A 24,243-nucleotide genomic window follows, 5' to 3' on the forward strand; every position below is an offset into this window, starting at 1 on the left:
ATATCCTCTTAGGTTCCTACAGAAAAACCACCATAGTTATCTAGCACTTTCAGGACACCTTCATAATTATTGTGCCGCCGCCAATTCCAGAACCTAACGTCACCAACTGCGGCCGAATAAATATACCTTAAAAACTGCGACGGCAGCTGTGGTGCGTTACACAAATAAGATTTACCCTCAGAATTCATATACCAAACATAGCCATTACTCGCATCCGCCTTTTCATACCGGCCGTTGCAGCTAACTTTAAAGTCAACCTCATCAAACAAACGACTCTCGAATTCTTCTGACTCATATACACAGTGTATATGAGCGTGAACGATACACCCGCCAGAGTGGCTTGTAGAAACGCCCGCACCACTCTCAAAAAATACAAGCCGTCTTCCAAAATTCGCTGAAGCATATGAAATCAATTTTTTTGTAATTTCATCTACTTGCTCAAGTTCCGAGACAGAAAGCACCGAAAAATTATTCACATGCTTCTTAGGTACGATCATCACATGTGAATCATTCAGCGGACCAAGGCTCGGAATAACTACAAAATCCTCACTTGCGTAGATGATATTTTTCCCGCTCGATATTAATAATTGATAGCGAGGATCACACCCTTCGAGCATCTGTAAGTTAAGCTCTCGACAGACATTACAACTTTTCATCATTAGCACTCGAATTCTGAGTAGAATTACTTTCTCGATTTACGTCCGAAGTATTGCTTTTCAATTTTGGCAGAAGGTCTTCTGCCCATGCCGCCAAACGACTTAGCACCAGATCAGAAAAATATCCAAACAAGAAGCAAATCGAGAATGCTGCACTAGCCCCAGCAGAATTTTTCAACACAACTGGGAACAAACCCGAAGCAACCAAAATATACGTTACAAAGGCGACCAAGCTGGAAAGAAAGGGAGTCAAAACTCTCCAGTAAAACTTATGACATTGCCACTTATACTTATGTTGGTCATTCTTGCCTCTTGCTGTAACCCTATAGAACCACTTTGTGTCGTATACCCAACCACCTAAAAAGCCACCAAGCAATGCAAACACAAAAACCTTATTCCTATACTCCATAGGAATAAACTCAAATTGAATCAACAACATCAAAACTGCTACTGCGAGCAATAGTCCAAGCAAGTAAAAAAATTCGAATGTTATCTGAGTTTCATCTTTTTTAAAAAAAGGAACGCATTCCCGCCCCTCTCTCCCATCACTTGCCTGAGTCCCGCTATCCGTGCTATCTACCGATGGCTCTGACATCGCAGCATTCCTTTCGCCAAGAATTTAGTAAATTTAATCACGTATTTTCGACTATCACTATGCCAGACATCAATCGGTATTTATGGCCACAACGGCCATATACATAAATAGTTGTTCGTACTCGAATCAGTCTCATAGACAAAATTCGCCAAAAATCAACCAATGGTTGACATTTAACAACCAGCAGTTGATATTCGTCTCACTCTTCCACCACAGAGCGAGGCAAAACCATGCACACCACAGCAACCCTGCACGTCCACCCGGCCGCTGCTGACCCCTTCCGAATCTTCGAAATCCGCCGCTTAGCCCGCGAGAGCGGCTGCTCGTTTGTCACCAGCAAACCGAAGCAACAAGCTCGTAGCGCCCCCACCCCATTCGATCCGAACGGCGGAGGGCACGCAGCATGATCAAGTACAAAATCGACAACCGCACGCTGCAGTTGCTCAACGCCCAGGTCAACCTGACCGAGACCTTCAACCACGTCCTCCGGACAGCGCCCAAGCGTGAATGCCTGGCGTTCCGTCTCAAGGTCGAACGAGGTACGACCGAGAGTACCTTCGTCGTCGAGCTGGGCAGCGAACGTCACACGCTGACCCTGCAGAACGACAAGAAAACGCACCTCAAGCTGGCCGACTTTATCGAAGAGATTGCGAACGGCCCGTTCGATGCAAACAACACCTGCGACCTAGTGCACCGCCCGCACGCCAGCCGTGAATATGGCCGCTTCGAGGTCTCCGACAAGCAACGCGTGTTCGAGCTGGTACGCACCGGCGGCGTGCTGAGCCTCGACATGGGCTTCGATTACGCCTTGCAAGTCGCGGTGCATCGCACGCAATCGCGCTCAGGTGTCACCACCATCCTGAGCATCGGCAACAAAAGCCCGCACACCCGCTGCTTCACCGCGTACGGCACCGATGTCGAGATCTACGGCAAGGTCACCGAGTCCATCAACCACCTCGCTGCAGCGGCCACCCCAGCCGCGCACGCAGCATAAGGGGGGCGCCATGGAACGCAACCTCGCCCAAGCCGCAACCCAACTCGGCCTCACCCGGCCAAAGCTCATCGCTCGCATGCGAGAAAAAGGCCTGCTGAACGAGAGGAACCTACCGGCCTACCCCAACCGCGACCGCGATTACCTGCGCATCAAGGACGGCCAGTGGTACCACGACCAGCTCGGCATGCAGTACAGCCAGTCGACCAGGGTGAAACAACCCGGCATACGCTGGCTGGCCGAACAGTTGGGCATCGACCTGCCTGCCATCCCGGCAGACAACCGTGACGTGGCCTAGGGAATACGCCCGCCAGATCATCGCCATGCGGACAAGAGAGGAGCGCAATGCCGCGCTCCTCGAAGTGCCCGAGCATCTGCGCGAGCTGACCAGAACCCACTGCCTGAACGCCTGGAACCACCCGGCCCGAAAACAACGCAAGGAGGCCCAACAGAGCCATGAGTAACACAGCACAAAACCCGCTGCGCCTACACCCGGCACCGGAGTCAGCCACCGTCGAGCTGCTCTTTCGCACCTTCGGCGACGTTCTGATCCCGCTAGACAGAGTTCGCGAACGCTACTTTCGCAACCTCAACGAGCAATCGTTCGCGGCCGAAATCAGCAGCGGCCGCATCCAGCTCCCCATCACCACACTGGACACCAGCCGCAAGGCACCGAAGTACGCCCACATCCGGCACGTCGCCTCACTGATCGACATCCGCGCCTACAAGGCCGACGAAGACATGCAGCGACAGCAGGACGACACCAACGAGTAACACCCACAAACCGAATGGCTGCCACCACCAGCCTGCGACATCACCAGGAGCACACCACATGACTGCAATTCAAATCTGCGCGCTGATAGCAATCGTCCTAATGACCGCCGGCATTTACTGGCTTGCCTACCGGAACGGGTTCAGCAACGGCCTCACCGAGGGTTATGCAGAAGGCTACAGCGAAGGCATAGCAGTTCAGAGCGCTGACAAATCTGAAGAGATCCGCAACCTCACGCTATCGCTCAAGCAGGTTCAAAACAAACACGAGCAACTCTACGACTTTTACAAACGCGCCTTAGAGGCCGCGCAGCTTGGAGAACCTGCACGGATCTCCCTGCTGGAGATTGCAGAACAGTTGCGGATCGCAGCCGATACTTTCGCCGCCTTCCGCACGGGTAAAAAACTCGAACGCGAAACCAGGGCCCTGCGCGAGCAAGCGCTGGCCATGGCCGACCTTCTTCAGATTGCACATGAGGGAGAGGTCGCATGAACGGCACACTCTCCTACTTCGGACCGACTCATTATCGGATCTCAGAGCAATGCGGCGAGCAATCTCACGTACGAGCACGGTTATCGACCGCGTTGCTCTGCGACAGCGCGCGCGTCGACACCCAAGAAATAAAAAGCCTCTGCTGCGCAGCAGCAGGCATTAGTGCTTTTCCTCAAGCCGCTACCGAGGCACTTCCCCCCCAAGAAAAGCTGCGCCGGGCAGCGACACCCAATGCAACGCTGACCGCTCAGCAACGCTCGTCCGCGCAGCTTGCTGAGGGGTATAAGCCCGTTGATGACGATGCAGACTTATCGCTGCCAACCTATCACCTGGACAAGATTCCAGAAGACAAGATGGCCGAGTTGGTCGGTACCACCCGCCGGGCGTTACAAGGTAAGCGTGCCAGAGGCGTTATCCCCAAAGGTGTTTGGAACACCATCGACAACCGCATTTACTACAGCATAAGGAGATACGAGGCATGGCTAGAAAGCCAATGGGATTGCCCACCGGAGTTGAATTTGCTGGACAGTCCGTCCGCATTCGCTTCACTTGGAACGGGCAACGCCGTTGCGAAACCCTCCCCTATCCCCAAACGCCGAAGGGGATTAAGGCTGCCGCCGACCTACGCGCTAACGTAACCAGCCTGATCAAGCATGGCGTATTGGATGATCAGCGCTACGCCGAACTGTTCCCCAACTCCACCTATGCCAACTACTCGGCGACTCCCCGTTTCGGGGAGTACGCCCAGGAGTGGCTCAACAGTCGCGAGATCGTGGCCGGGACACGCAAGAACTACCTTGGCTCCCTCAATCTGTATTGGATGCCATATCTGGCGATGCTGCCTATCGACAGCATCACATCGGTGATGCTGCGCAAGGTGGTAGCCAATACCGAATGGCCGACACCGGGCGTGAAGCGTGCGGCGATCCAGCGCCTGACCACAGTGTTCGGTACCGCGGTGAAAGATGGCCTGATCAACCGTAACCCGGTGGAATCCATCGAGCTGCCGGTAAAGGCCAAAAAGCCCATCGATCCGTTCACGGTTGGCGAGGCCAACCAGATCATTGATCACCTATACAAGACGCTGACCCATTCGATGCGGATCTACGCGGCGTACTTCGAGTTCGCCTTCTACACCGGCATGCGCCCCAGCGAGATCGCGGCGCTGCGCTGGGAAGAGGTCGACAAGGAAAAGCGGCTGGTCAACGTGTGTCGGATCGTCGCGGACTACAAGATCGAGGAGCGCACCAAAACCCGGAATGTGCGCCAGGTCATGCTCAATAGCCGAGCGCTGAACGCCATCGAGCAAGCCGAGCGGGTGGCGCAACAACGTGCCTCGCAGAGCCGCCGCAAACGCACCGAATCAGCCTACGTATTCCCGCCAACCAAGAACTTCGAGTTCATTCAACAATCGAGTGTGACCGACAAACACTTCCAGGCTGCACTGACCGAATTGGGGATTCGCGCCCGCCGGCAATACAACTGCCGACACACATACGCTACCATGTGCCTCATGGCGGGTATGAACCCTGCGTTTATTGCCACTCAGCTCGGTCATAGCGTTCAGATGTTGCTATCGACTTACGCCCGATGGATCAATTCCAGCACTGACTGGGGTGAACTCGGTAAGCTCGAAAACAGCTTGATTGGTACAAAATTGGTACAGACAGAAACAGTACCCCTCTGAAACCCTTATGGAATCAGCCCCTGTGACACTGGAACAGAACTACACCGCGATTCTCGGCCAATTGGGCGAGGACGTTTCCCGCGAGGGCCTGCTCGACACGCCAAAGCGTGCCGCCAAAGCCATGCAGTACCTTTGCCGCGGTTATGAACAGACGCTCGAAGAAGTCACCAACGGTGCCTTGTTCAGCTCCGATAACAGCGAAATGGTGCTGGTCAAGGACATCGAGTTGTACTCGTTGTGCGAACACCACCTGCTGCCGTTCATCGGCAAGGCGCACGTCGCGTATATCCCGAGCGGCAAAGTGCTGGGCCTGTCGAAGGTCGCGCGGATCGTCGACATGTACGCCCGCCGCCTGCAGATCCAGGAAAACCTCAGCCGCCAGATCGCCGATGCTGTGCAACAAGTCACCGGCGCGCTGGGCGTAGCGGTGGTGATCGAGGCCAAGCACATGTGCATGATGATGCGCGGTGTCGAGAAGCAGAATTCTTCGATGATCACCTCGGTGATGCTCGGCGAGTTCCGCGAAAACGCCGCGACCCGCAGCGAATTCCTCAGCCTCATCAAGTAATTTGCGCCACGAAGAAAACCGGCATTCATCGCCGGTTTTTTTTCGCCTGTGAAAAATCGGGTAAGCTGCGCGCCTTTCTCAATTTGCACCGTGAGGCTTTAAACGTGTTCGTCAAAGCGCTTCGTGTCGGCCTCGGCCAACTGGTTATCTTCATCGACTTCATCACTCGCCCGGGCAAGAAACAGCGCCCTGCCGAAACTCAGGCCCAGGTCAATGCCGCCGCGCAAGGCCTGACTCTGTATCAGTTCCATGCATGCCCGTTCTGCGTGAAAACCCGCCGCACGCTGCGTCGCCTGAATGTGCCGGTGGCGCTGAAGGATGCGAAGAATAACGAGCAGGATCGTCAGACGCTGCTGGATCAGGGCGGCCGAATCAAGGTGCCTTGCCTGCGCATTGAAGAGAATGGGCAGACGACGTGGATGTATGAGTCCAAGGTGATTATTGATTATCTGGATAAGCGCTTCGCTGCGGTCTGATGAGTATGTGGTGATGCTGATGGCCTCATCGCTGGCAAGCCAGCTCCCACAGGTTTTGTGAACGCCACAGATCACTGTGGGAGCTGGCTTGCCAGCGATGAGGCCCTTACAGGCACCACAAATCCCAGACAAACATAAACCGGCCCATGAGCCGGTTTATTTGTTTTTCAGGCCGCTTTCTCTAGCTGAGCCTGGCGCACCACCGCCGCTAATCGCTTCAAACCTTCATCCAGCCGCGCCGGATCGATATGGCTGAAATTCAGGCGCAAATGTCCAGGATTGTTATCCGGATCGGGAAAGAACGGCTCCCCCGGCATAAACGCCACATCATTGGCCAACGCCTCATTGAGCAACGTTCGCGTATCCAGCGGTTGCTTCAACGTCAGCCAGAAAAACAGCCCGCCCTGCGGCATGTTCCAGTCGGCCAGATCGGCAAAGTGCGTTTCCAGCGCCGCTTGAAAGGCATCCCGCCGCTGCCGATAGAACCCACGCAATTCGCTCAAGTGCTGCTGATACTTCTCCGTGCCGATCCATTGCAACGCCTGCCATTGACCGATGCGATTGGTGTGCAGGTCCGCCGATTGCTTGAGTTTTAGCAGATGCGGGAACAGATCGGGACTGGCAATCAGGTAGCCAACACGCAAACCAGGCAGCAGGGTTTTCGATACGGTGCCGGTGTAAATCCAGCTCGCCTTCTTCAGACGCCCGGCAATCGGTTTGGCGCTACCGCCATCGAACGTCAGCTCTCGGTAGGGTTCATCTTCGATCAGGGTGACGCCGAATTCATCGAGCAATGCGGCGACGGCAGCACGCTTGGCCTCGCTGTAGCGCACGGCGGACGGGTTCTGGAATGTTGGAATCAGATAGATGAACGCCGGACGATGCTGCTCCAGACGCTCGCGCAATTGCGCCAGATTCGGGCCATCGGGCTCCTGCGGCACGGTCAGGCAATCGGCGCCGAACAGCTGGAAGATTTGCAGCGCAGCGAGATAGGTCGGCGCCTCCAGCAAAATTTCCGTGCCCTTGTCGATGTACAGCTTGGCTGCCAGATCGAGGGTTTGCTGGGAACCACTGACCACCAGAACCTGACTCGCCGCGCAATCCAGGCCAAGCGCCCTCGCCTCTGCTGCCAACGCTTCACGCAACGCCGGTTCGCCTTCGCTCATGCCGTATTGACCGAGCGCCAGCGGCATGTCCGCCCATTCGACTTTCGGCAGCATGGCTTCGGCGGGCAAGCCGCCAGCGAACGACATCACCTCCGGACGCTGGGCGGCGGCGAGGATTTCACGGATCAAAGAACTTTTAAGGCGCGAGACACGTTCGGAAAAAGCCATGGCGGTCACCGGTAGCAAGGGATGCGAAAAATGAGTCAAACTGGTTGACTGAAATTACGACAGCTTGAGTGAGTACGTCAACATGCTTGACCTTAAAAACCCTGCAAGCCAACAACAGGCGATGGAAGCGTTTTTCTTCGGCTATCAGGCCTTCACCGCCAAGGCTGATGAAATGCTCGAGCGCCGTGGGCTGTCGCGGGTGCATCAGCGCATTGTGTTTTTCATCGCGCGTTACCCGAATTTGAGCGTGAAGGAATTGCTCGGATTGCTCGGCGTAAGCAAACAAGCCTTGAACATGCCGTTGCGGCAGTTGCAGGAAATGCATCTGGTCGACAGCGTGGCGTCCGAGGCTGACAAGCGTAAGCGGCTGCTGGAGTTGACGGCGGAAGGCGCGAAATTTGAGCAGGCGTTGCGCCGTGAGCAGGTGAAACTGCTGGAGCGGGTGTTTGCCGAGGCTGGGGAAGCGGCAGTGAATGGCTGGTTGGCGGTGAATCTGGCATTGGGGAACAGCCAGACAGTTCTTGATTGATTGGCTGACCTCTTCGCGAGCCTGCTCGCGAAGGGGCCTCCGAAGGCGATATATCCCTATCGACGGAACTTTCGTAAACAAAACCAAAAACAATATTTGCTTTATTTGTACACAAAAGCATAATCCACAGCGTGCGAGTTCCTGACCGCATGGTCAACAAATTCGCGTATGCCTCAAAGGGCCGCTGCCACCCCTCATGGGTCCGGCCCTGGAAATAACAATAAAACTCTTGAGGAGTACTCGCTGTGGAAAGCCGCAAATCCGAAGCATCGACGCTGGACCTCTCGCCACCATTACGCAGTGGTCTGCTGGAACGTCTGTTCAAACTCAGCTTGCACGGCACCACGGTGAAGACCGAGCTGATTGCCGGTCTGACAACCTTCATCACCATGGCCTACATCATCTTCGTCAACCCGAACATCATGGCCGATGCCGGGATCGATCACGGTGCAGCCTTCGTCGCCACCTGTATCGCCGCTGCACTGGGCTGCCTGTTGATGGGCCTGTACGCAAACTGGCCGGTGGGTCTGGCGCCGGGCATGGGCCTCAACGCGTTCTTCACTTACACCGTGGTCGGTACCATGGGCTACAACTGGGAAACCGCGCTGGGTGCGGTGTTCGTCTCCGGTGTGCTGTTCATGATCCTGACTTTCTCGCGGATTCGTGAGTGGCTGCTCAACAGCATTCCGGTCAGCCTGCGCTTTGCGATGGGTGCCGGTGTCGGTCTGTTCCTTGGCCTGATCGGTCTGAAAACCGCCGGCATCGTCGTCGATAGTCCGGCGACGCTGATCAAACTCGGCTCCCTGCGTGAACCTGGTCCGCTGCTCGCGGCCATCTGCTTTCTGATGATCGCGATCCTCAGCTATCACCGTGTCTTCGGCGCAATCCTCATCAGCATCATCACCGTGACCCTGGCCGGTTGGGGCCTGGGCATCGTGCACTACGAAGGAATCATGTCGACTCCGCCGAGCCTGGCCCCGACCTTCATGGCGATGAATGTGGCCGGTGTGTTTAACGTCAGCATGATCAGCGTGGTACTCGCCTTCCTCTTTGTGCACATGTTTGACACCGCCGGCACGCTGATGGGCGTTGCCCAGCGCGCCAATCTGGTCAATGCCGACGGCCGCATCGAGAACCTCTCCCGGGCGATGAAAGCCGACAGTGCATCCAGCGTCTTCGGCGCCGTGGTCGGTGTCCCGCCAGTAACAAGCTATGTGGAAAGTGCTGCCGGTGTGGCCGCTGGTGGTCGGACTGGTCTTACCGCAGTCACCGTAGGTGTGCTATTTATAGCGGCGATGTTTTTCGCACCGCTGGCCGGCATGATTCCCGCTTACGCCACCGCCGGTGCACTGATCTACGTTGCGATGCTGATGATGGGCGGCATGGCCCACATCGAATGGGACGAAGCCACTGACGCTATCCCGGCCATCGTCACCGCGATCATGATGCCGCTGACCTTCTCGGTCGCCGACGGCATCGCACTGGGGTTCATCACCTATGTGGCGTTGAAGGCCGGTACCGGCAAGTACAAGGAAATTTCCGTCAGCCTGTGGGTGCTCTGCGCGATTTTCATCGCCAAGTTCATCTTCTTGTAAGCGTCACGCGGTTCGAGCTTCAAAACAGCCTCACCCTCACGGGTGGGGCTTTTGCACATTCTTGAGTACAACAAAAAAAGGAGGAAAGTGATGAGTCTGGAAACCTGGCTACTGTTCAGTGGCGCTGCGCTGGTGGTGATCCTGATTCCGGGACCACTGTCGTTGTTGATGATCAGCAACAGCCTGAATTATGGCTTGCGGCGTTCTTACCCGGCCTTTCTCGGCGGCGTAAGCGCTTCGATCTGCCTGCTCAGCGCCTCGGCCCTGGGGCTCGGTGCATTATTGCTAGCGTCGGAAAAACTGTTCAGCGCCCTGAAAATCGTTGGCGCCCTGTACCTGTTCTACCTCGCCTGGCAGAGCTGGCAGCAATCGCGTCAGCCATCGGTGGGTGCAGAAGTGCCGCAAGCTGCGCCGGTGCCACGCTTCCGTACGCTGTTCGGCCGCGCCTTCGTGCTGGGCGCAAGCAATCCGAAGGACATCCTGTTCTTCGCCGCATTCCTGCCGCAGTTTCTCAGCGCCGAACAACCGTTCCTCCCGCAGCTGTTAGTGATGATCGCAACCTGGACGGTGCTTGATCTGCTCTGCAAGCTGGCCTACGGACTGGGTGCCCATGGCGCCGCACATTATCTGCGCAGTGGGAAAGGCCAAAGCTGGTTCAACCGGATCAGTGCCGGTTTGTTTGGTGGTGCCGGCGCGGCGTCTTTGCTCAGCAGCCATTGAAACACTGGCGGGCTCATTCCTCTTGGAATCAGCCCGCCCCGCTACACACAACCTTGAGGATCACCGGCCTCAAGCAGCGGCAACGTCTTGCATCGTTTGCCTTCAGCTCAAAACATAAATACCGCACGCAAGTGGCGAAGCAGATCATTCACTAGTCAGGAGAAGTCCAGACGGATGCGTCAGGGCAAACAACTTCCTTTATTATCAGAAAACACTGATCGAAACTTGCAGACAACAAAAACACTTCGCAACACTTAACATACTGTTATAAAAACTCCTCTCCCCTCGATACAACCACGCACAATCGCTGAACATGGGCTCACCAAAAACAGTGAAGTCATTGTTCTGTGTGGGAGCACGGAGTGACTCCCGCCTGGAAAAACCAGATTTTTCAATACTCAAGTATACGAGCTTCCACCCCCTTCTTTAATTGCAACACATCGGTTCTTTACTCGTACTACATGAAGTTATATCTCTATCAGCAACATTGCCCCGCATGCTACAGACTATTTGAACAAGGAAGTTTCAATGTCAAAAGCCACAACTGTTAAAAACACTTATGCCCAAAATGACACCGTCGAAGTGTTGGACATCGGCATGCACACCAATGAACGCACCGCCGACACGATCGACTTCGAAGCTACAGGCACCGATGTGACGGAAAATACATCTGCCTCGACCGGTCAACGAAAGCCCGGTCAACTGAAGGCGCTCGACGATCTGTTCGGACCGTTCAAAATAGGTTCGTACACCGTAACCCGCCGAGCCCTGGATGCGTTGGGAGCGACCATCGATGGCCAACCGCTGACCGGTCATAACACACAGTTTCGCCGGCCCAGTCGATCTTTCGTCAACGCCCTGCAACTCAGCTATCCCGCCATCGAAAAGCGCATGAAAATTTCCACTTTCGGTGATGACTATTTACTGCCTTCGTTTCTGTTCGAACTTGCCAATCTGCGCCCGGCCACTGCCCCGCCGGTCATCAGAGAAGACATCGCGGCAAGTGTCGACGATAGTGGATACGCAAAAAAAATGGCTCGCCTGTTGAGCTCGGCCCAAACCCTCGATTTACATTTGTCCTATTCAGCCAAACGTAAAAACCCGAGCTGGCTCATCATCAAGAACCATTCCATGATCGGCGCCAGCGTCGGTATTCAGGCTTTTGGCATATTCATGGGAATTCGCGGCATTCACGATGCCGTGAAGCGCAATGACAAGGATGAGATCATCTTCAACAGCGTCGGGATCGGCACAGAGGTGGCTTCGATTGTCACCGACGTGGCCGTGACCAAAGTTGGCCAGCGCATGATCGAGGCCGGCAATGGCGCCCTGACGGACTTCACCAAAACCCGCGCCGGGATTCGCCTGGGCCGTTCCGGCGGACTCATCGGCGGCGCACTGACGTTGCCGTTCGATATCTACAGCGCCGTCAGAGAATTCAACGCCGCCAGCAATAAAACCGGCAAAGAGGCCATGGATCATTATGTCAGCGCCGGTTTGAACATCGCCAGTGCCGCCATGACCGTCATCCTCGGTAGCGCCGCCATGGCCGGTTTTTCCTTCGCCGGCCCGGTCGGCCTCGCGGCGGGTGCGCTGATGGCGATTGGATCGCAAATTTACGGCGCGGTACGTATGGTGGATGAAATCGATGACTACATCGAGCTCACCGTTGAAGAGCGTTGGCGCACCGGATGGTTTTCCTTTGTGCCGTTGATGGACATAGACCAGGACATCAAAAATCGTTACGAACTGGCCAAAGCCAAAATCGAAACCGCCAAACGAATGCAGGCAACCGCCAAACAGATACTCGACGAGACGCAAAGGGACACCATCGAAGCCGTCGTGTTTGGCAGCTATGAAGATCGCCTGAAGAAAAGACGCGAGCGCGTAAAGCACTGGTGGGGGGTCGAAACCATGCCGATTGCCTACGTCCCGGAGGTGGTCGGCCTTGACGATACCATTGATGCTCGCGACGGCGTAACGGCTGAAACCCCTGGTGCCGTATTGGGTACCCCAGGGGAAACCAAAGGTATTTTGTGGCTGATCGGTAGTGGCAAGGACACCATCACCGGCGTTGCGCAAAAGCCCAATGCCTTTTATTACGGAGAAGGCGTAAAGGATCTGGCGGGAGGCGATAAAGATGACAGGTTCATTGCCCAGAATGCCGCGGACGACCTGGCAAGACATGTCGAAAGCAGTGAGTTTTCCCGACTCAAGGGCGGTGCCGGCAGCGACACCTTGATAATGGATGGCATCCAGTCGCATCCGATCACCGGCCGCGGCTACGACATCGATCTGGTGGCGGGTACCTTGCAAACCTATAAGCCGAACCCGGACGCGTCTGTAGTGGATGGCGAGACGTACTCCTTCAAGGCACTGCTCGAAAGCATTGAGAACGTTCAGACGCTGCAAGACGGAAGAAGCGTCGTCACGGGCACCGCAGCCTCTAATGTGATCACCTCAAGAGGCGCGGACACCATCAATGCCGGCGCCGGTAACGACTTGATTTATCTGTTTAAGGAAAACGCCGACGCATTCGGCGAATCGGGAGTGGATTCTTATCACGTGGAGTTGGCGCAGGGTTCGGTTCTCATCTCGGAAGATGGCGTAGACCAAAGTAATATCTCGTTGGGCTGGCGAATGGACCAGATCGAGAAATGGGAGGTGGACAGAAATCGTCTCTCCATCGAAGTAAGCTTCGACTTTCATTACGGCCGCAGAAGCAGAATATTCATCGACAACATATACATAAAAACAGACGGCCGTCGGGTTTTGCACAATGACAAATTGACCATCATTACCCGGGATGGGTATCACCTGAAACCGGATTTGCCTGAAACAATCGAGCACGATAATCCCGTTAACATAAGCGCAGAAAAAATCAGGACGGGACGCCCTGAAAAAACGACCATTGTCCACGCAGCAGTGTGCCAAGTGCCCACCCGGCAAAACACCCACTTTTACCTTCAGCGCTACAACCAGCACACTCAATTCATCACCGGCAGCTCCCCGGATTCCAGTTTCGGCACCCGCATCTTCCTTGATTACGATTACGCCGAAATGACCAGTGCGCATGTTGCCTTTGCCACCACCCCCTCCATTTTGAAGAACGCAGCGGCGGACAAGGACAAGATCAATGTCTCGGCAGATTTTCTGTTTTACTTCGGCGAAAACCTGTTGCAGATTGCCGGGGCCGGCCAGTATGCAGAAACGACGCTTGATGCTGCTCTGAAGAACCTCGAAGCCAGCGTTTCTACCCATGGCTATATGCTGGTATTTCGCGACGGCATATCCCATACACTGATCCTCGAAAAGGAGTACGCGGTACCTCCGGCAAACTATAAGCACAGCGTTGTCGCCAATACGCTGACCAGCCACAACTTGCGTTTCCCGCTTAGAACCAACCCCAACGCGACTTTCGAGATCCCCGAAACCTACGCGGCGGAGCTCGATTACGGCTCTTGTATCGGGTTCTTGCCTCTAACCGAACAAACGGCGATCGAAAACCTTGCAGGTGCAGGTGCCACCTATGTGATCCATTTGGTCGAGAACAGAGTATTTCGGATTTCGACGCCGGGCGGCCTGGCGACTGCCAAAACTCGGCTGGACAACTCATCCACCTGGGAAATCGACGCGACGCAAATCAAAGACTTCAAAATCGTCCTGGCGGGAAATCAGCTGTACATCGGAACGGTCACCCTGCATTTACCGCAGTACGGCCCCGAAGATCTGATTGATCAGATTTTTGTCATCGGGCCAAAAGGCGTGGTACACACCGTAGACCTGACGTTCGACCGGGTTTATATCGACAGCCTCGACGCCAGGTATTTTGACCCGCCGTCCATGGAAGATTTGCCCGAAGAGTTTTCTGCGCTGGCTCAACGCGAACTGTACGTGCGCAATGTTGCAATGAGCGACGGTACTCGAGGCAGGCTGAAGTACAACCTGGCGAACCGCAAATGGATTCTGGACAGTAACAAATCTCGGGAAATAACTTATTCGCAGCTGAACGTTTTGCGGCGTTGCGAACATCAGAGCAAAGCGCCCGCCGCCACTGTCGCTGCCCGATAATCGAGCCACTGGCAAAACGGCGTCAGAGCATAAATAAACCAGCCCTCAGCCCGGTTATCGCTTTCAGGCCGTTTTCCCAGCTGCGCCGCAACAGCCCGCCCTGCGGCGTGTTCCACGCAGGCAGATCGGCAAAGTTTCCAGGTCCGGCACCCCGCTGCCGCTGCCAAGACTTCGCGCTGGAGTTTTGCAGCGGCCGCCGGGATTGCTCGCTCCCTATTCCTGCCTCAACAATTGCATTCCTCAAGCGCAATACACAGCAACAACCCGTTGATGTACATCGTCCAGAAATCGATCGTAGTATCACGCCTAGCGTTAACAAAAACCTGCCAGAACAAGGAAGTTCAGATGGCCACCATGATACGCAAAGCGTCATTGGAAACTGCGGAAGTCGCAGATGCTGTCGTCATCACAGACATGCGTTTTGAACGCAATGAGCATAATGCTTCAACCATTGATCTCAAACACAGCAACACAAAAAGAACAAGCAAAGTAGATCAGTTGAAACTCGCCGACTCAGTATTCGGCCCGCTGCAAATCGGCAGCATCTCAATAACTCGAGCATCTCTTGATGCCTTGGGCGCTACAGTTGACGGTCATCCACTTAACGGCAAGAACACCTTTTTCCGAGTTCCCAAGCGATCCTTCATCAACTCGTTGCAGTTGAGTGCTGTCGATATTGAACACTACATGAAGACGTCAACGGGTCAAGACAGCTATCTATTGACCACACTGCTTTTCGAGATGGCCAGCGAACGCCCACTGACCGCCCCGCATTTGATAGGAGAAAATTCGCAAGTCACTGCAGACAAAGGCAATTACCGCAGCAAACTGGTAAAGCTATTAGGCTCCGCTCAGAAACTTGACCTGTATCACGCAAACTTGCCCAAACATAATCCCCGCTGGGTGGCAATGGCAAAAAGTTATGCGACGCTTGGCTCGAGTGTCGGCATTCAAGGTTTCGGCATATTCATGGGTTTGCGCGGTGTGGTGGATGCTATCAAAGCTGACAACACCACTGAAGTTGCAATTAACAGTGTGGGTATTGGCACCGAAGTCGCCTCCATTGCCGTTGATATTGCCGCCAGCAAAATTGCCTCCAATATGCTCTCGGCCGGACAAGGCGCCCTGCTGGATTTTGCCAAAACCCGTTTTGCGCTGAGGCTCGGCCGTTCCGGCGGTTTGATCGGCGGTGCACTGACATTGCCGTTCGATATCTTCACCGCCGTCAGATCGATCAATGCCGCAGAAAATACAACCGGCAAACAAGCCATGGATCACTACGTGAGTGCTGGCCTGAGTATTACCAGCGCGGCCATGACCGTCATCCTTGGCACTGCCGCGTTGGCAGGGTTCTCATTTGCAGGTCCAGTAGGTTTGGCGGCGGGAGCCATCCTGGCCATCGGATCGCAAATTTATGGCGCAGTCCGCATTGTTGACGACATTGATGACTACATCGAACTGACACTGGACGAACGCTGGCGTACAGGCTGGTTTTCGTTCTGCATGATGGAACCTGACGAGGCTGTGCAGAACCGTTATGTGCTGGCTAAAACCAGCTTGCAACACGCGACACAATTGCAGTTAACAGCCAGAAAACTCCTGGATGGCCAATTAAGGGACACCACCGAAGCCATTGTGAATGGCAAATTCGAAGTCCACCTTAAACCATCCCTGGTGCGCAAGCGCAACTGGTGGACCAGACAAGACAGTTGGGAAACGATACAAGTCCCCGAGATCAAGGGGGGCGATGATGTCATTGATGCCCGCAGCGGTATTACCAAAGACACGCCTGGCGCAGAACTGGGAACGTCTGCCGAACACAAGGGCATTCTTTGGTTCATCAGCGATGGTCAGGACTCGATCAAGGGCGTTGAGAACAAGCCAAACAGCTTTCATTACCGATCGGGAAAGAAACAGCTGACGGGGGGGGACAAAAACGATCGCTTCGTGTTTGAGGGTGCAGGTGATCTTCTGGTAGAGGATATCCAGGTACCTGAATACTCGACACTGAAAGGTGGCGCAGGCACCGATACCCTTGTCCTGGCCGGGAACATTTACACCCCCCGCGAAGATAAAAAAGGTTATGACGTCGATTTACTCGCCCAAACCCTGCAGTTAATAGAAACCGATGCATCTGCCGAAAGTGGCGAAAAACATACCCTCCACAGCCTCTTGGAAAGTATCGAAAATGTCGAAACCGTAAGTGGCGCCAACAGTGTTGTGATCGGCTCAGAACATCGCAACATTATTAATTCGCGCGGCGAAGACACGATCAATGCGGGGGCCGGGAACGATCAAATCCATCTGTCGCACGCGGGAGCAACTGCCGCTGGCGAAGCAGGTGTTGACGAATACATCATTGACCATAAACCGGGCCGGATCACTATCGTAGAAGATGGCGCAGAAGAAAGTATCATCTTGCTCAACTGGAAATATGAACTGATCGATAGTTGGCTAATCGAGGATGGCTCACTGATCATCAGTTCACGGTTCCCATTCGCGGACACCCCGAAAGGTGTGGTGATCATTAAACACGTATATAAGAAAAACGCAGACAACTTCGTTCTACAGAATAATAAGCTGACGTTCATGACCAGCGATGGCTACTTTTTAAAACTGCCTGACGCATCTGAACTGCCCGCCAGTATCGAAAACGGCCAGGGTCTTGAGGTCAAGGTCGTCGTTGTAAAAAAAGGTACTCCAGAAAGACCACTAATCCTCCACGCTTCCGAGTGCTCGATCGATCATCAACGCGAAGCGAGTTATTACCTGCCAAGGTCCAGAAAAAATACGACATTCTGGTCCATAAAACGCGCCGAGGCAGTAGTCCGTCTGCATCTGGATTACGACTTAAGCGAGCTCACTAAAGTTGAAGCGCACTTTGGTTCTGGCGAGTGGAAAAATAATAGAGAACTCTTTGCTGGCTGCGACCTGCTTTATCACTTTGGCCAAAACACGATAAAGCTCAGAGATTTTGCCTACGCGCAAGGTGGATCCGACCCCAGAAACATGACCAAAATCCTGAGAACCATGGCCGCACGTCCCAACTACCGGTTTGTGCTCATTTTTAAAGGTGGCATTACTGTCAATGCAGGTCTTACACCTGAAACCGATGTTTGCCCCCTTGAAAGCCATACCCCGTATGGCTTTGATCGTTGGCTGATGCAGATGTCACTGCCGTTGCCACGTCGCACAGACCAGACCCCTTTTGAACTGCCGGATACCAAGCCCTTCAAATTCGACAGGGCAGGATGCGGTTCGCTTTTTTCCTACCCCGAACAAACCTCGATCCAGAATCTTGAAGGCACTGGCGCCACGTATCTGATTCATCTGGTTGCCGATATCGCGATAAGACTCTCGACCCCGGGGGCACTTGCGAACGCTCCTGCCAGACTGCCTTACTCGTCTACCTGGGATCTTGACGCGACAACACTTGGCAAGGTCGAGATCAGACTGGAAAACAACCAGCTGCATGTCGGCACCTGCATTGTTCACCTGCCCGATTACGAAAGCGAAGACCTGATCGATCAGGTACGCGTCATCACTCAAAAAGGAGTCGTCCATACCGTCGATCTGTCCTTCGACAGAGTTTACCTGGACGGCCTGGATGCGCGGTTCTTTGAAGAACCCGACCCGATAAAAGCCTTGCCCGAAGCCTTTGCGGCAATGGCCAATAAAGCGGTCAAAGTGAGAAACATCATTTTTGACGACAGCCGGCCCGGGGCGCTGAGTTACAGCTTTCCCGCACACGGCTGGATCCTGCGCAGCGACAAATCCCGCGTTGAGTACTCCCGGCTACGGGTGATCAACCGTTGCAGCCATCAAGATCTCAACATTTTCAATGAGCCTGGCGCTTAACACGCCGCACATCAGGCAAACCCGTAACCACGCGCGCGCTCCGAAGTTGAAGTAATCGAACTTCGCCATCGTTTCCCAACCTGGATGTTCCGGGATGTAGACGAGTGCGCCTGAAAAATGCGGCGAGGCACTTCCGTGCGGTCCGCGCCCCCCCCTTCAACGAGTAATTTCACATGCCCAAACCACCCAAGAAAGCTCCGGTGACAGCACCCGCCGATACGACTGCTACAACAAGAGCTGTGCAGTCTGACTCGGGTAGCCGTGTTACCGCAAACCGACCTGACACCCTACTGTCGAGCGTCGATTCGTCCCCGGGATCGCCGCCTCCCGGCACCTCCACCAGTTGGTCGCCCGCCGTCATCGTCAACGAGTACAGGACCGCCCGCAGCGCAATCGCCTGGCCTCAGGACCGATTGCACGAGCTGACACCGAGCGGAGAAAACACCGGTTTGTTCACCGGACCGGATCAGAGGACATACGCACAAATCGGCAGCGAAGGCCGATTCGCCGTCGAACGGGATTTACAGGGCAACTATTACGTTCCATTGACCTTTGCGCCGGGTGTTCCCGGACCGGTGCTGACCAGGATTGAAGGCGAGGCCAGTTGGCACATTCAGCGCCCCGGCTGGCAATCGACAGAGTCTCGGCCCAGTACGCCTGCCACGCCACAAACCATCTCTTACCTTTCTCCCGAGGACGCAACAACGCTGACCAGAGCAGAGCTATCAACGGGTGGCATCCGTTACAACAAGTTCAAACATACCTTCGTCGATACGGCAAAGGGCACGGTCATGGTCCGGAAAAACCAACAAGGTGAGTATCAACTTACCTCGGTGACGAGCAGAAACTCGCCTGAGGTATTTTATGAACAGATTCCCGGAACGGTACTCTGGCGCCGAAAGGGTCCGGACTCACCAACCAGCGAGGGTCCTGCCGAGGGCGGCTCTCGGCAGAGTGGCGAAGTGGACGAATCGCAACCTGGCCCAAGCAAACGCCCACGGACCGACACCCCCGAGGATCCAGTGTCAGCGCCCGTCACCGACACAAGCGCCGCGGCCGAGCAAACACCGTTTTTCTGGTTACCGTGGGGCCATCTGAACAAACCACCGCTGGTGGAGTCCGTTCAACTTGGCTGGTTTCATTATCCCATTGTGCCCGTCGGCTCCAACCCCGCACCTAAAGTCTACTTTGTGCAGCATCCCGACTTTGCGCCAGCAGACTTCGACGCGTTCGAACATATGCTCTATACGGCGCCCTCGTTGCAGCCAGTTGCAACGTTTCGCGTAGGTAACGACCCGGGCGAAATCAACCCCGGTAAACGTTTTTTCTCTGAACCGATATCGCAGTCGGTTGCCAGAGCGTTTCCCGACTTTTCTGATCCCACTGCATATGCCGTCGCCAGGAAGCTTTTCGAACTCGCGGGCAACTCGCCAGTGATTACCGGCACCGGACTGATCAATATTCAAGCCGTCCTGCATCAGTGGAAGCAGACCCCCTTTCCCTCCGCACCGGCTTATGCCGACCCGCTGAACATGCTGGCGGTGGCGCCATCCACCGATTTCGAGGGAAAAAAACTTATCCGGATGCCCTCCCAGGTCGACAGCGAACTGGAACGGCTGACGTTCGATCCCAAATACTTCCCTATCGAGTGGAACCACTACAAAACCTACCCGACAGATCTGAACCTCAGGCGCCTGCTTGGCGCCTTGTTGGTTCGAAGCGGTTACGACGTCTTTCCCCTGACATATGAACACCGTAAGCCAACCCTGGTACTGCGGCGTGAACCCCATGACCAGGTCTACTTTCTGAAACTGGGTGCGGTGGAATATATCGGCCTGTCCCATACCCCAGGCAATGAGCTGGCAGACCCGGACTTGCCGGCCAGAATTGGCGCCGACGCGTTGCAAGCCCTGACAACCGCCACTGCACAAAACAAAGTGGTATGGCTGATCGGTGGCGTATTGAAGGTCCAGTCGAATCCCGAATCCGTGTTCATCCTCAGAGAGCGCTGAAGGTCGGTGTAAAAACTCTCGCCGGCGACGCGGCCATGAGAGTTTTTACACATCCGCTGGATTACGCAACATCGTGCGACAAATGCTGACAAGGCAATACATATGTACCGCACGCCCGGAAGTTGTTTTCCCGACAATGGCTCCTTCACCTCTATGCAAACGACTGGATCAACAATCTCAAGGAGTCATTCAATGGCAAAGCCCCCCAGGAAAGCTCCCCGCACGCTTTCGCCCGATTCGTCCGGGACACCCATCGAACACTCGGGCAATCCTCTCGGACCAACTACCGGCGAAATCACTCATCCTGCTCCTGATGCCGTCAATCTGCCTGCCGCAGCCGGCGCGTCTTCAAGCGCTTTACCAGCAATAGCCGCACCCCGCACGGTCACCGTTCACCCCTTACCGCCTGTCACTTCCCCGCGCCCGACAATCACCATCCACCACTATCCTGAGGGTTCGGGTCAATCACGTGCCGCCGGCTGGGTGTCCCTGCACTTCAGGGAAAGCCGGCAAGCCGCTGTCGCAAGTACCTCCACAAGAGAGCAAGCGCAACACTCGGGGTTTATCAACGCCGAGTTGGCGAGCCAACTGAAGTTACAGCCAGACACGGTAGAGGGGTTTCGATACGACAAGCACAATAAAGCGTATGTCGAAATGGACGACGGCATGATCATGGTGGGAAACACTGCGCACGGCTGGCGACAGACACATGCCGGGGAGGCGACTCCAACGGGTAAATGGGTTGAACGGATTCCGGGCACCAAGCGGTGGCGTGAAATCGACGAACCGCGCCACCGCCATCAAGCCGCAACCGATCCAGTGTCCACTGAAACGACCGACGCCATACCCGGTCCGAGCAATCGCTCGCAGCGAGCCCAGGAAGTCGACGTCGCATCGACTACAAACGTGCTGGTCGAGCGTCTGTCAGCCCATCAAGCAGCCGCATTGGACTTGTCCGTAGCGCAGTGGAAAAACTGGGGCAAAGCCACAAAACCGGAAACGAGTGAGTCCATAGAGATAGAGGGATTGCACTATCCACTGGTAAAACAGGTTTTACACGCCGACACCGAGCTGGTTTATCTGCAACACCCGAGGTTTAAACCCGAAGGTTTCAACGAGTTTGAAAACATGCTGCGCCATGAATCCTCGTTGCAGCCGAAATGGGCGCTGAAACGCAATGGCCAGTGGAGGGTTCTGGACAACCACGCGCCGTTCGAAATGTCGCCAACGCAATATGTATCCACCGCCCTGAGATATCTGTCCGAACATTCGGTAAATAACCTCGCCAGAGCCGTATTTAATCGCGTGTCCACGCCTGAAGGGATTGATGCCGCCGGACTTTCAGCGATGACTCTGACGTTTCGCCATTGGGCAGACGGAGTCAACGAGACGATGGCACAGCACAGTCTTTCCGACCCCTTGATGATGCTGCCCAGATTGCCCGCACGGCACCATGACCAATATGCCGGAGGGCTGCTCACGTTGCCGGCGCTTACGTCGAACCGTTTGCAGCGTCTGGACTTCGACGCCCGCCAACAGGATTCGATGCCAAGTGCCTCGAGTTCACGCGACTTGTTCGAAAGGATTCTTGGTCTGAGCGGTTACAGCATCAACCCGAACAGGCACCCGCACCCGAGTGGCGAAGACGTGATGATTTTTCACCGGGAAGGCGTCGCCGCCATTTTCGTACTGAGGTTGACCCCGGTTACGCAGACGCCCATTCCTCGTTACACCGTCGTCGGCTCCGAACTTGCCAATCCGGACTTCCAGAGCAGACTCAGCCAAGTGGAAAGACAGGCGCTGGCCGAGCATTTGAATCATTACGAAGTGGTTTATCTAGTGGGGGGCAAAGAACAGTTTTCCCCTGATAACTCGACCCTGTTCATTGTCAGAGAAGGTTGAATACACAACCCGGCATTTCTGCAACGCGTCCGCAAGTTTCTGTGGACAAGCCGCAATAAAACCTCTTGTTTCATACAGCGAGATCAAATCAATGGTCAAACCACCGAAGCGTGTGGCCGGGGTCACTGCGCCCGATATTCGCCCAAACATTGCAAGTACATCCCCCCGACAACCGGTTGAAATCCAGGCAACCACACCATTCTCCGCTGGCCTGCCGGACGCCCCATCGCATCAACCGTCAGTGCAGGTCAACAAAATGGCTGAGTTCCACTCACCGCAAGTTGAGTCAGCGCTGCGATCAATTACCTGGCCTGCCGATCAAGTACACCTGCTCCAGCGGCTCGATCCCGACAGAGGCCTGTTCACCAGTCCGGGGGGCAAGTTGTACGCCAATGTTGAAAACGAAGGACATCTGCTGGTCGAGATGCAGCACGATGGCCGCTATCGAATTCCCTTCGATTTCACCCCGCACTTGCCAGGCACCTTTCTGATCAAGACCGAACGCCAGTCCGTCTGGACGTTCGAACGGCCCAATTGGCTGGCGCACAGCTCGGAAAGTGATCGGCGAAATATAGTCACCGAGGATCTTCCTGCGGAACCCCCGATTTACCTGGCACCCGATGCAGCGGCCCTGCTCTCCCCCTCCCGGCAGACGCCAGACGGAATCCGCTACGACAAGCACCGCAAAACCTATATCGATACCGCTGAAGGAACCGTCATGGTGCGTAAAAACGCCAACGGTCAGTATCAGCAATCTTCGGCGAACGTGCGCGATGCATCCGCATTATTGTTCGAACAGATTCCCGGGACACGCCTGTGGCGCCGCAAAACCGGACAAACCGGTTCTGAACCGGAGCGTTTGCTACAGGAAAAACGCAAAGCCTCGGCCGATATGCCAGAGCTCATGGCCGGCCCAAGCAAGCGACCGCATCATGGAGAAGGGACAGACGCCACCCACGCGCTGACCGAGAGTTTGCTGTCCGCCAACCCCGACGCGATCAATCTGAGTTTCGGGTTATGGCGAAACTGGGGGCACAGTGTCCGCCCACAGCTAGGCCAGCATATCGAGATAGACGGGCAGTATTACCGGGTGATGCAACAGGACTTGAGTGCCAACCCGCAACTGGTTTATCTGCAACATCCGCTGTTTTCACCCGCCTTGTATGACGCCTTCGAATACATGCTGCGGGATAACCCGTCGATGCAGCCGAAATGGGCGGTCAAAAGAAACAACCAATGGACGGTACTGGACAGTGTTGTGCCCTTTGAGATGCCGATTACTCAGTACATATCCACAACCTTCAAATATCTGTCGGATCAATCGGTCAACTCACTCGCCAGAGCCATGTTCAATCAGGCGAACCGATCCGAAATCATCATTGCTCCCGGTTTGGCGTTGATGAACCAGGTGTTTCGTTACTGGGCTAACAGGGATCAGCGAAGAGCGCCGCGTCGAGAACTTTCTGATCCGCTTTTAATGTTGCGCCCACTTTCCGGAACTGAAGAAACCCTGCCGATTCCGTCCTCGCTGGGTGAAGGCTTGATGCGACTGGATTTTGATCCCGGACGTTTCTCTCGACACTGGAACGAATACGCCGCAGCGCCAACGGCTCCCAACTTGCGCAGGCTGTTCAGCCAGCTTCTGGAAGATGACGGTTACGTGGTCAACCAGTCGAAGAGCACGTTTGCCGAGAACGAATTGCTCTTTTACAGGGAGAAAATCGATCACGTATTTGTGCTGAAACTGCCGCCTCTTATCGACGGACGCCTGCAACGATTTCAGCCTGAGCGTTTTCAACGCAGCGAGGTCGTCGTGCACACAGCCAGCCGTGAACCAACGCCACTGTCGGCTTACAGCAGAGATAAAAAAATCAGCTACCTGCTTGGTGGAACCCAGACAGATGTTCTGGGGCAGACAACGCTGTTCATTTTCAAAGACCGATGATCAAGCAGGACAGTCAGTAATAAACCATGAATCGCTCAGA

19 protein-coding genes are annotated in these 24,243 nt (G+C 55.0%); 16 read left to right on the forward strand and 3 right to left on the reverse strand.

Annotated features, from left to right (window positions below; all coding sequences use genetic code 11):
- Positions 1–8: 8 nt before the first annotated feature.
- Positions 9–656, reverse strand: coding sequence for an HIT family protein (locus M5G26_RS10555; protein ID WP_273915269.1), 648 nt, complete (start codon positions 654–656; stop codon positions 9–11).
- Positions 643–1,251: a hypothetical protein gene (locus M5G26_RS10560; RefSeq protein ID WP_273915270.1), complete on the reverse strand. Its 609-nt coding sequence runs from the start codon at positions 1,249–1,251 to the stop codon at positions 643–645. The genes M5G26_RS10555 and M5G26_RS10560 overlap by 14 nt, the downstream gene beginning before the upstream one ends.
- A gap of 403 nt (positions 1,252–1,654) precedes the next feature.
- On the opposite strand from M5G26_RS10560, the gene M5G26_RS10565 reads away from it, so the two are divergent.
- The 8 genes from M5G26_RS10565 (at position 1,655) to M5G26_RS10600 (ending at position 6,237) form a co-directional block, all read left to right on the forward strand.
- Positions 1,655–2,245, forward strand: coding sequence for a hypothetical protein (locus M5G26_RS10565; RefSeq protein ID WP_273915271.1), 591 nt, complete (start codon positions 1,655–1,657; stop codon positions 2,243–2,245).
- Positions 2,246–2,255: 10 nt separating this feature from the next.
- The gene (locus M5G26_RS10570) at positions 2,256–2,540 is read left to right on the forward strand and encodes a phage antirepressor KilAC domain-containing protein (protein ID WP_163974171.1); all 285 of its coding nucleotides are present in this window, start codon (positions 2,256–2,258) and stop codon (positions 2,538–2,540) included.
- Between the two features lie 158 nt (positions 2,541–2,698).
- Positions 2,699–3,016, forward strand: coding sequence for a pyocin activator PrtN family protein (locus M5G26_RS10575; RefSeq protein ID WP_249490066.1), 318 nt, complete (start codon positions 2,699–2,701; stop codon positions 3,014–3,016).
- Positions 3,017–3,074: 58 nt separating this feature from the next.
- Entirely contained in the window at positions 3,075–3,506 is a 432-nt protein-coding gene (locus tag M5G26_RS10580; RefSeq protein ID WP_273915272.1) for a hypothetical protein, read from the forward strand.
- Complete coding sequence (locus M5G26_RS10585) at positions 3,503–4,144, forward strand: hypothetical protein (RefSeq protein WP_273915273.1); 642 nt, start codon at positions 3,503–3,505, stop codon at positions 4,142–4,144. Before M5G26_RS10580 ends, M5G26_RS10585 begins: the two co-directional genes overlap by 4 nt.
- Positions 4,045–5,193, forward strand: coding sequence for a tyrosine-type recombinase/integrase (locus M5G26_RS10590; RefSeq protein ID WP_273915295.1), 1,149 nt, complete (start codon positions 4,045–4,047; stop codon positions 5,191–5,193). The genes M5G26_RS10585 and M5G26_RS10590 overlap by 100 nt, the downstream gene beginning before the upstream one ends.
- Before the next feature lie 22 nt (positions 5,194–5,215).
- Positions 5,216–5,761 carry a GTP cyclohydrolase I FolE gene (folE, locus tag M5G26_RS10595; RefSeq protein ID WP_010456659.1) on the forward strand — a complete coding sequence of 182 codons (546 nt, stop codon included), beginning with the start codon at positions 5,216–5,218 and terminating at the stop codon, positions 5,759–5,761.
- 104 nt (positions 5,762–5,865) lie between these two features.
- Positions 5,866–6,237, forward strand: a complete 372-nt coding sequence (locus tag M5G26_RS10600; protein WP_093441696.1) for a glutathione S-transferase N-terminal domain-containing protein — start codon at positions 5,866–5,868, stop codon at positions 6,235–6,237.
- 167 nt (positions 6,238–6,404) lie between these two features.
- On the opposite strand, the gene M5G26_RS10605 is transcribed toward M5G26_RS10600, so the two are convergent.
- Positions 6,405–7,571 (reverse strand): aminotransferase-like domain-containing protein, encoded by a 1,167-nt coding sequence (locus tag M5G26_RS10605; RefSeq protein ID WP_273915274.1) that lies wholly within the window; start codon positions 7,569–7,571, stop codon positions 6,405–6,407.
- A gap of 82 nt (positions 7,572–7,653) precedes the next feature.
- Here M5G26_RS10605 and M5G26_RS10610 point away from each other — a divergent pair, with 82 nt between their 5' ends.
- From M5G26_RS10610 to M5G26_RS10645, 8 genes are all read left to right on the forward strand, one after another.
- Positions 7,654–8,100 (forward strand): MarR family winged helix-turn-helix transcriptional regulator, encoded by a 447-nt coding sequence (locus M5G26_RS10610; RefSeq protein WP_122598921.1) that lies wholly within the window; start codon positions 7,654–7,656, stop codon positions 8,098–8,100.
- A gap of 245 nt (positions 8,101–8,345) precedes the next feature.
- Positions 8,346–9,695 (forward strand): NCS2 family permease, encoded by a 1,350-nt coding sequence (locus M5G26_RS10615; RefSeq protein WP_007914003.1) that lies wholly within the window; start codon positions 8,346–8,348, stop codon positions 9,693–9,695.
- A 90-nt stretch (positions 9,696–9,785) separates the two neighbouring features.
- Positions 9,786–10,415 (forward strand): LysE family translocator, encoded by a 630-nt coding sequence (locus tag M5G26_RS10620; protein WP_273915275.1) that lies wholly within the window; start codon positions 9,786–9,788, stop codon positions 10,413–10,415.
- Between the two features lie 528 nt (positions 10,416–10,943).
- Positions 10,944–14,486, forward strand: coding sequence for a calcium-binding protein (locus M5G26_RS10625; protein ID WP_273915276.1), 3,543 nt, complete (start codon positions 10,944–10,946; stop codon positions 14,484–14,486).
- Positions 14,487–14,831: 345 nt separating this feature from the next.
- Positions 14,832–18,344 (forward strand): calcium-binding protein, encoded by a 3,513-nt coding sequence (locus M5G26_RS10630; RefSeq protein ID WP_273915277.1) that lies wholly within the window; start codon positions 14,832–14,834, stop codon positions 18,342–18,344.
- A gap of 173 nt (positions 18,345–18,517) precedes the next feature.
- Positions 18,518–20,356 carry a hypothetical protein gene (locus M5G26_RS10635; RefSeq protein WP_273915278.1) on the forward strand — a complete coding sequence of 613 codons (1,839 nt, stop codon included), beginning with the start codon at positions 18,518–18,520 and terminating at the stop codon, positions 20,354–20,356.
- 192 nt (positions 20,357–20,548) lie between these two features.
- The gene (locus M5G26_RS10640) at positions 20,549–22,258 is read left to right on the forward strand and encodes a hypothetical protein (RefSeq protein ID WP_150694778.1); all 1,710 of its coding nucleotides are present in this window, start codon (positions 20,549–20,551) and stop codon (positions 22,256–22,258) included.
- 91 nt (positions 22,259–22,349) lie between these two features.
- The gene (locus M5G26_RS10645; protein ID WP_273915279.1) at positions 22,350–24,203 is read left to right on the forward strand and encodes a hypothetical protein; all 1,854 of its coding nucleotides are present in this window, start codon (positions 22,350–22,352) and stop codon (positions 24,201–24,203) included.
- Positions 24,204–24,243 lie beyond the last annotated feature (40 nt).

The organism is Pseudomonas sp. TNT2022 ID642, assembly GCF_028656995.1.
In the GTDB taxonomy this organism is placed as follows: domain Bacteria; phylum Pseudomonadota; class Gammaproteobacteria; order Pseudomonadales; family Pseudomonadaceae; genus Aquipseudomonas.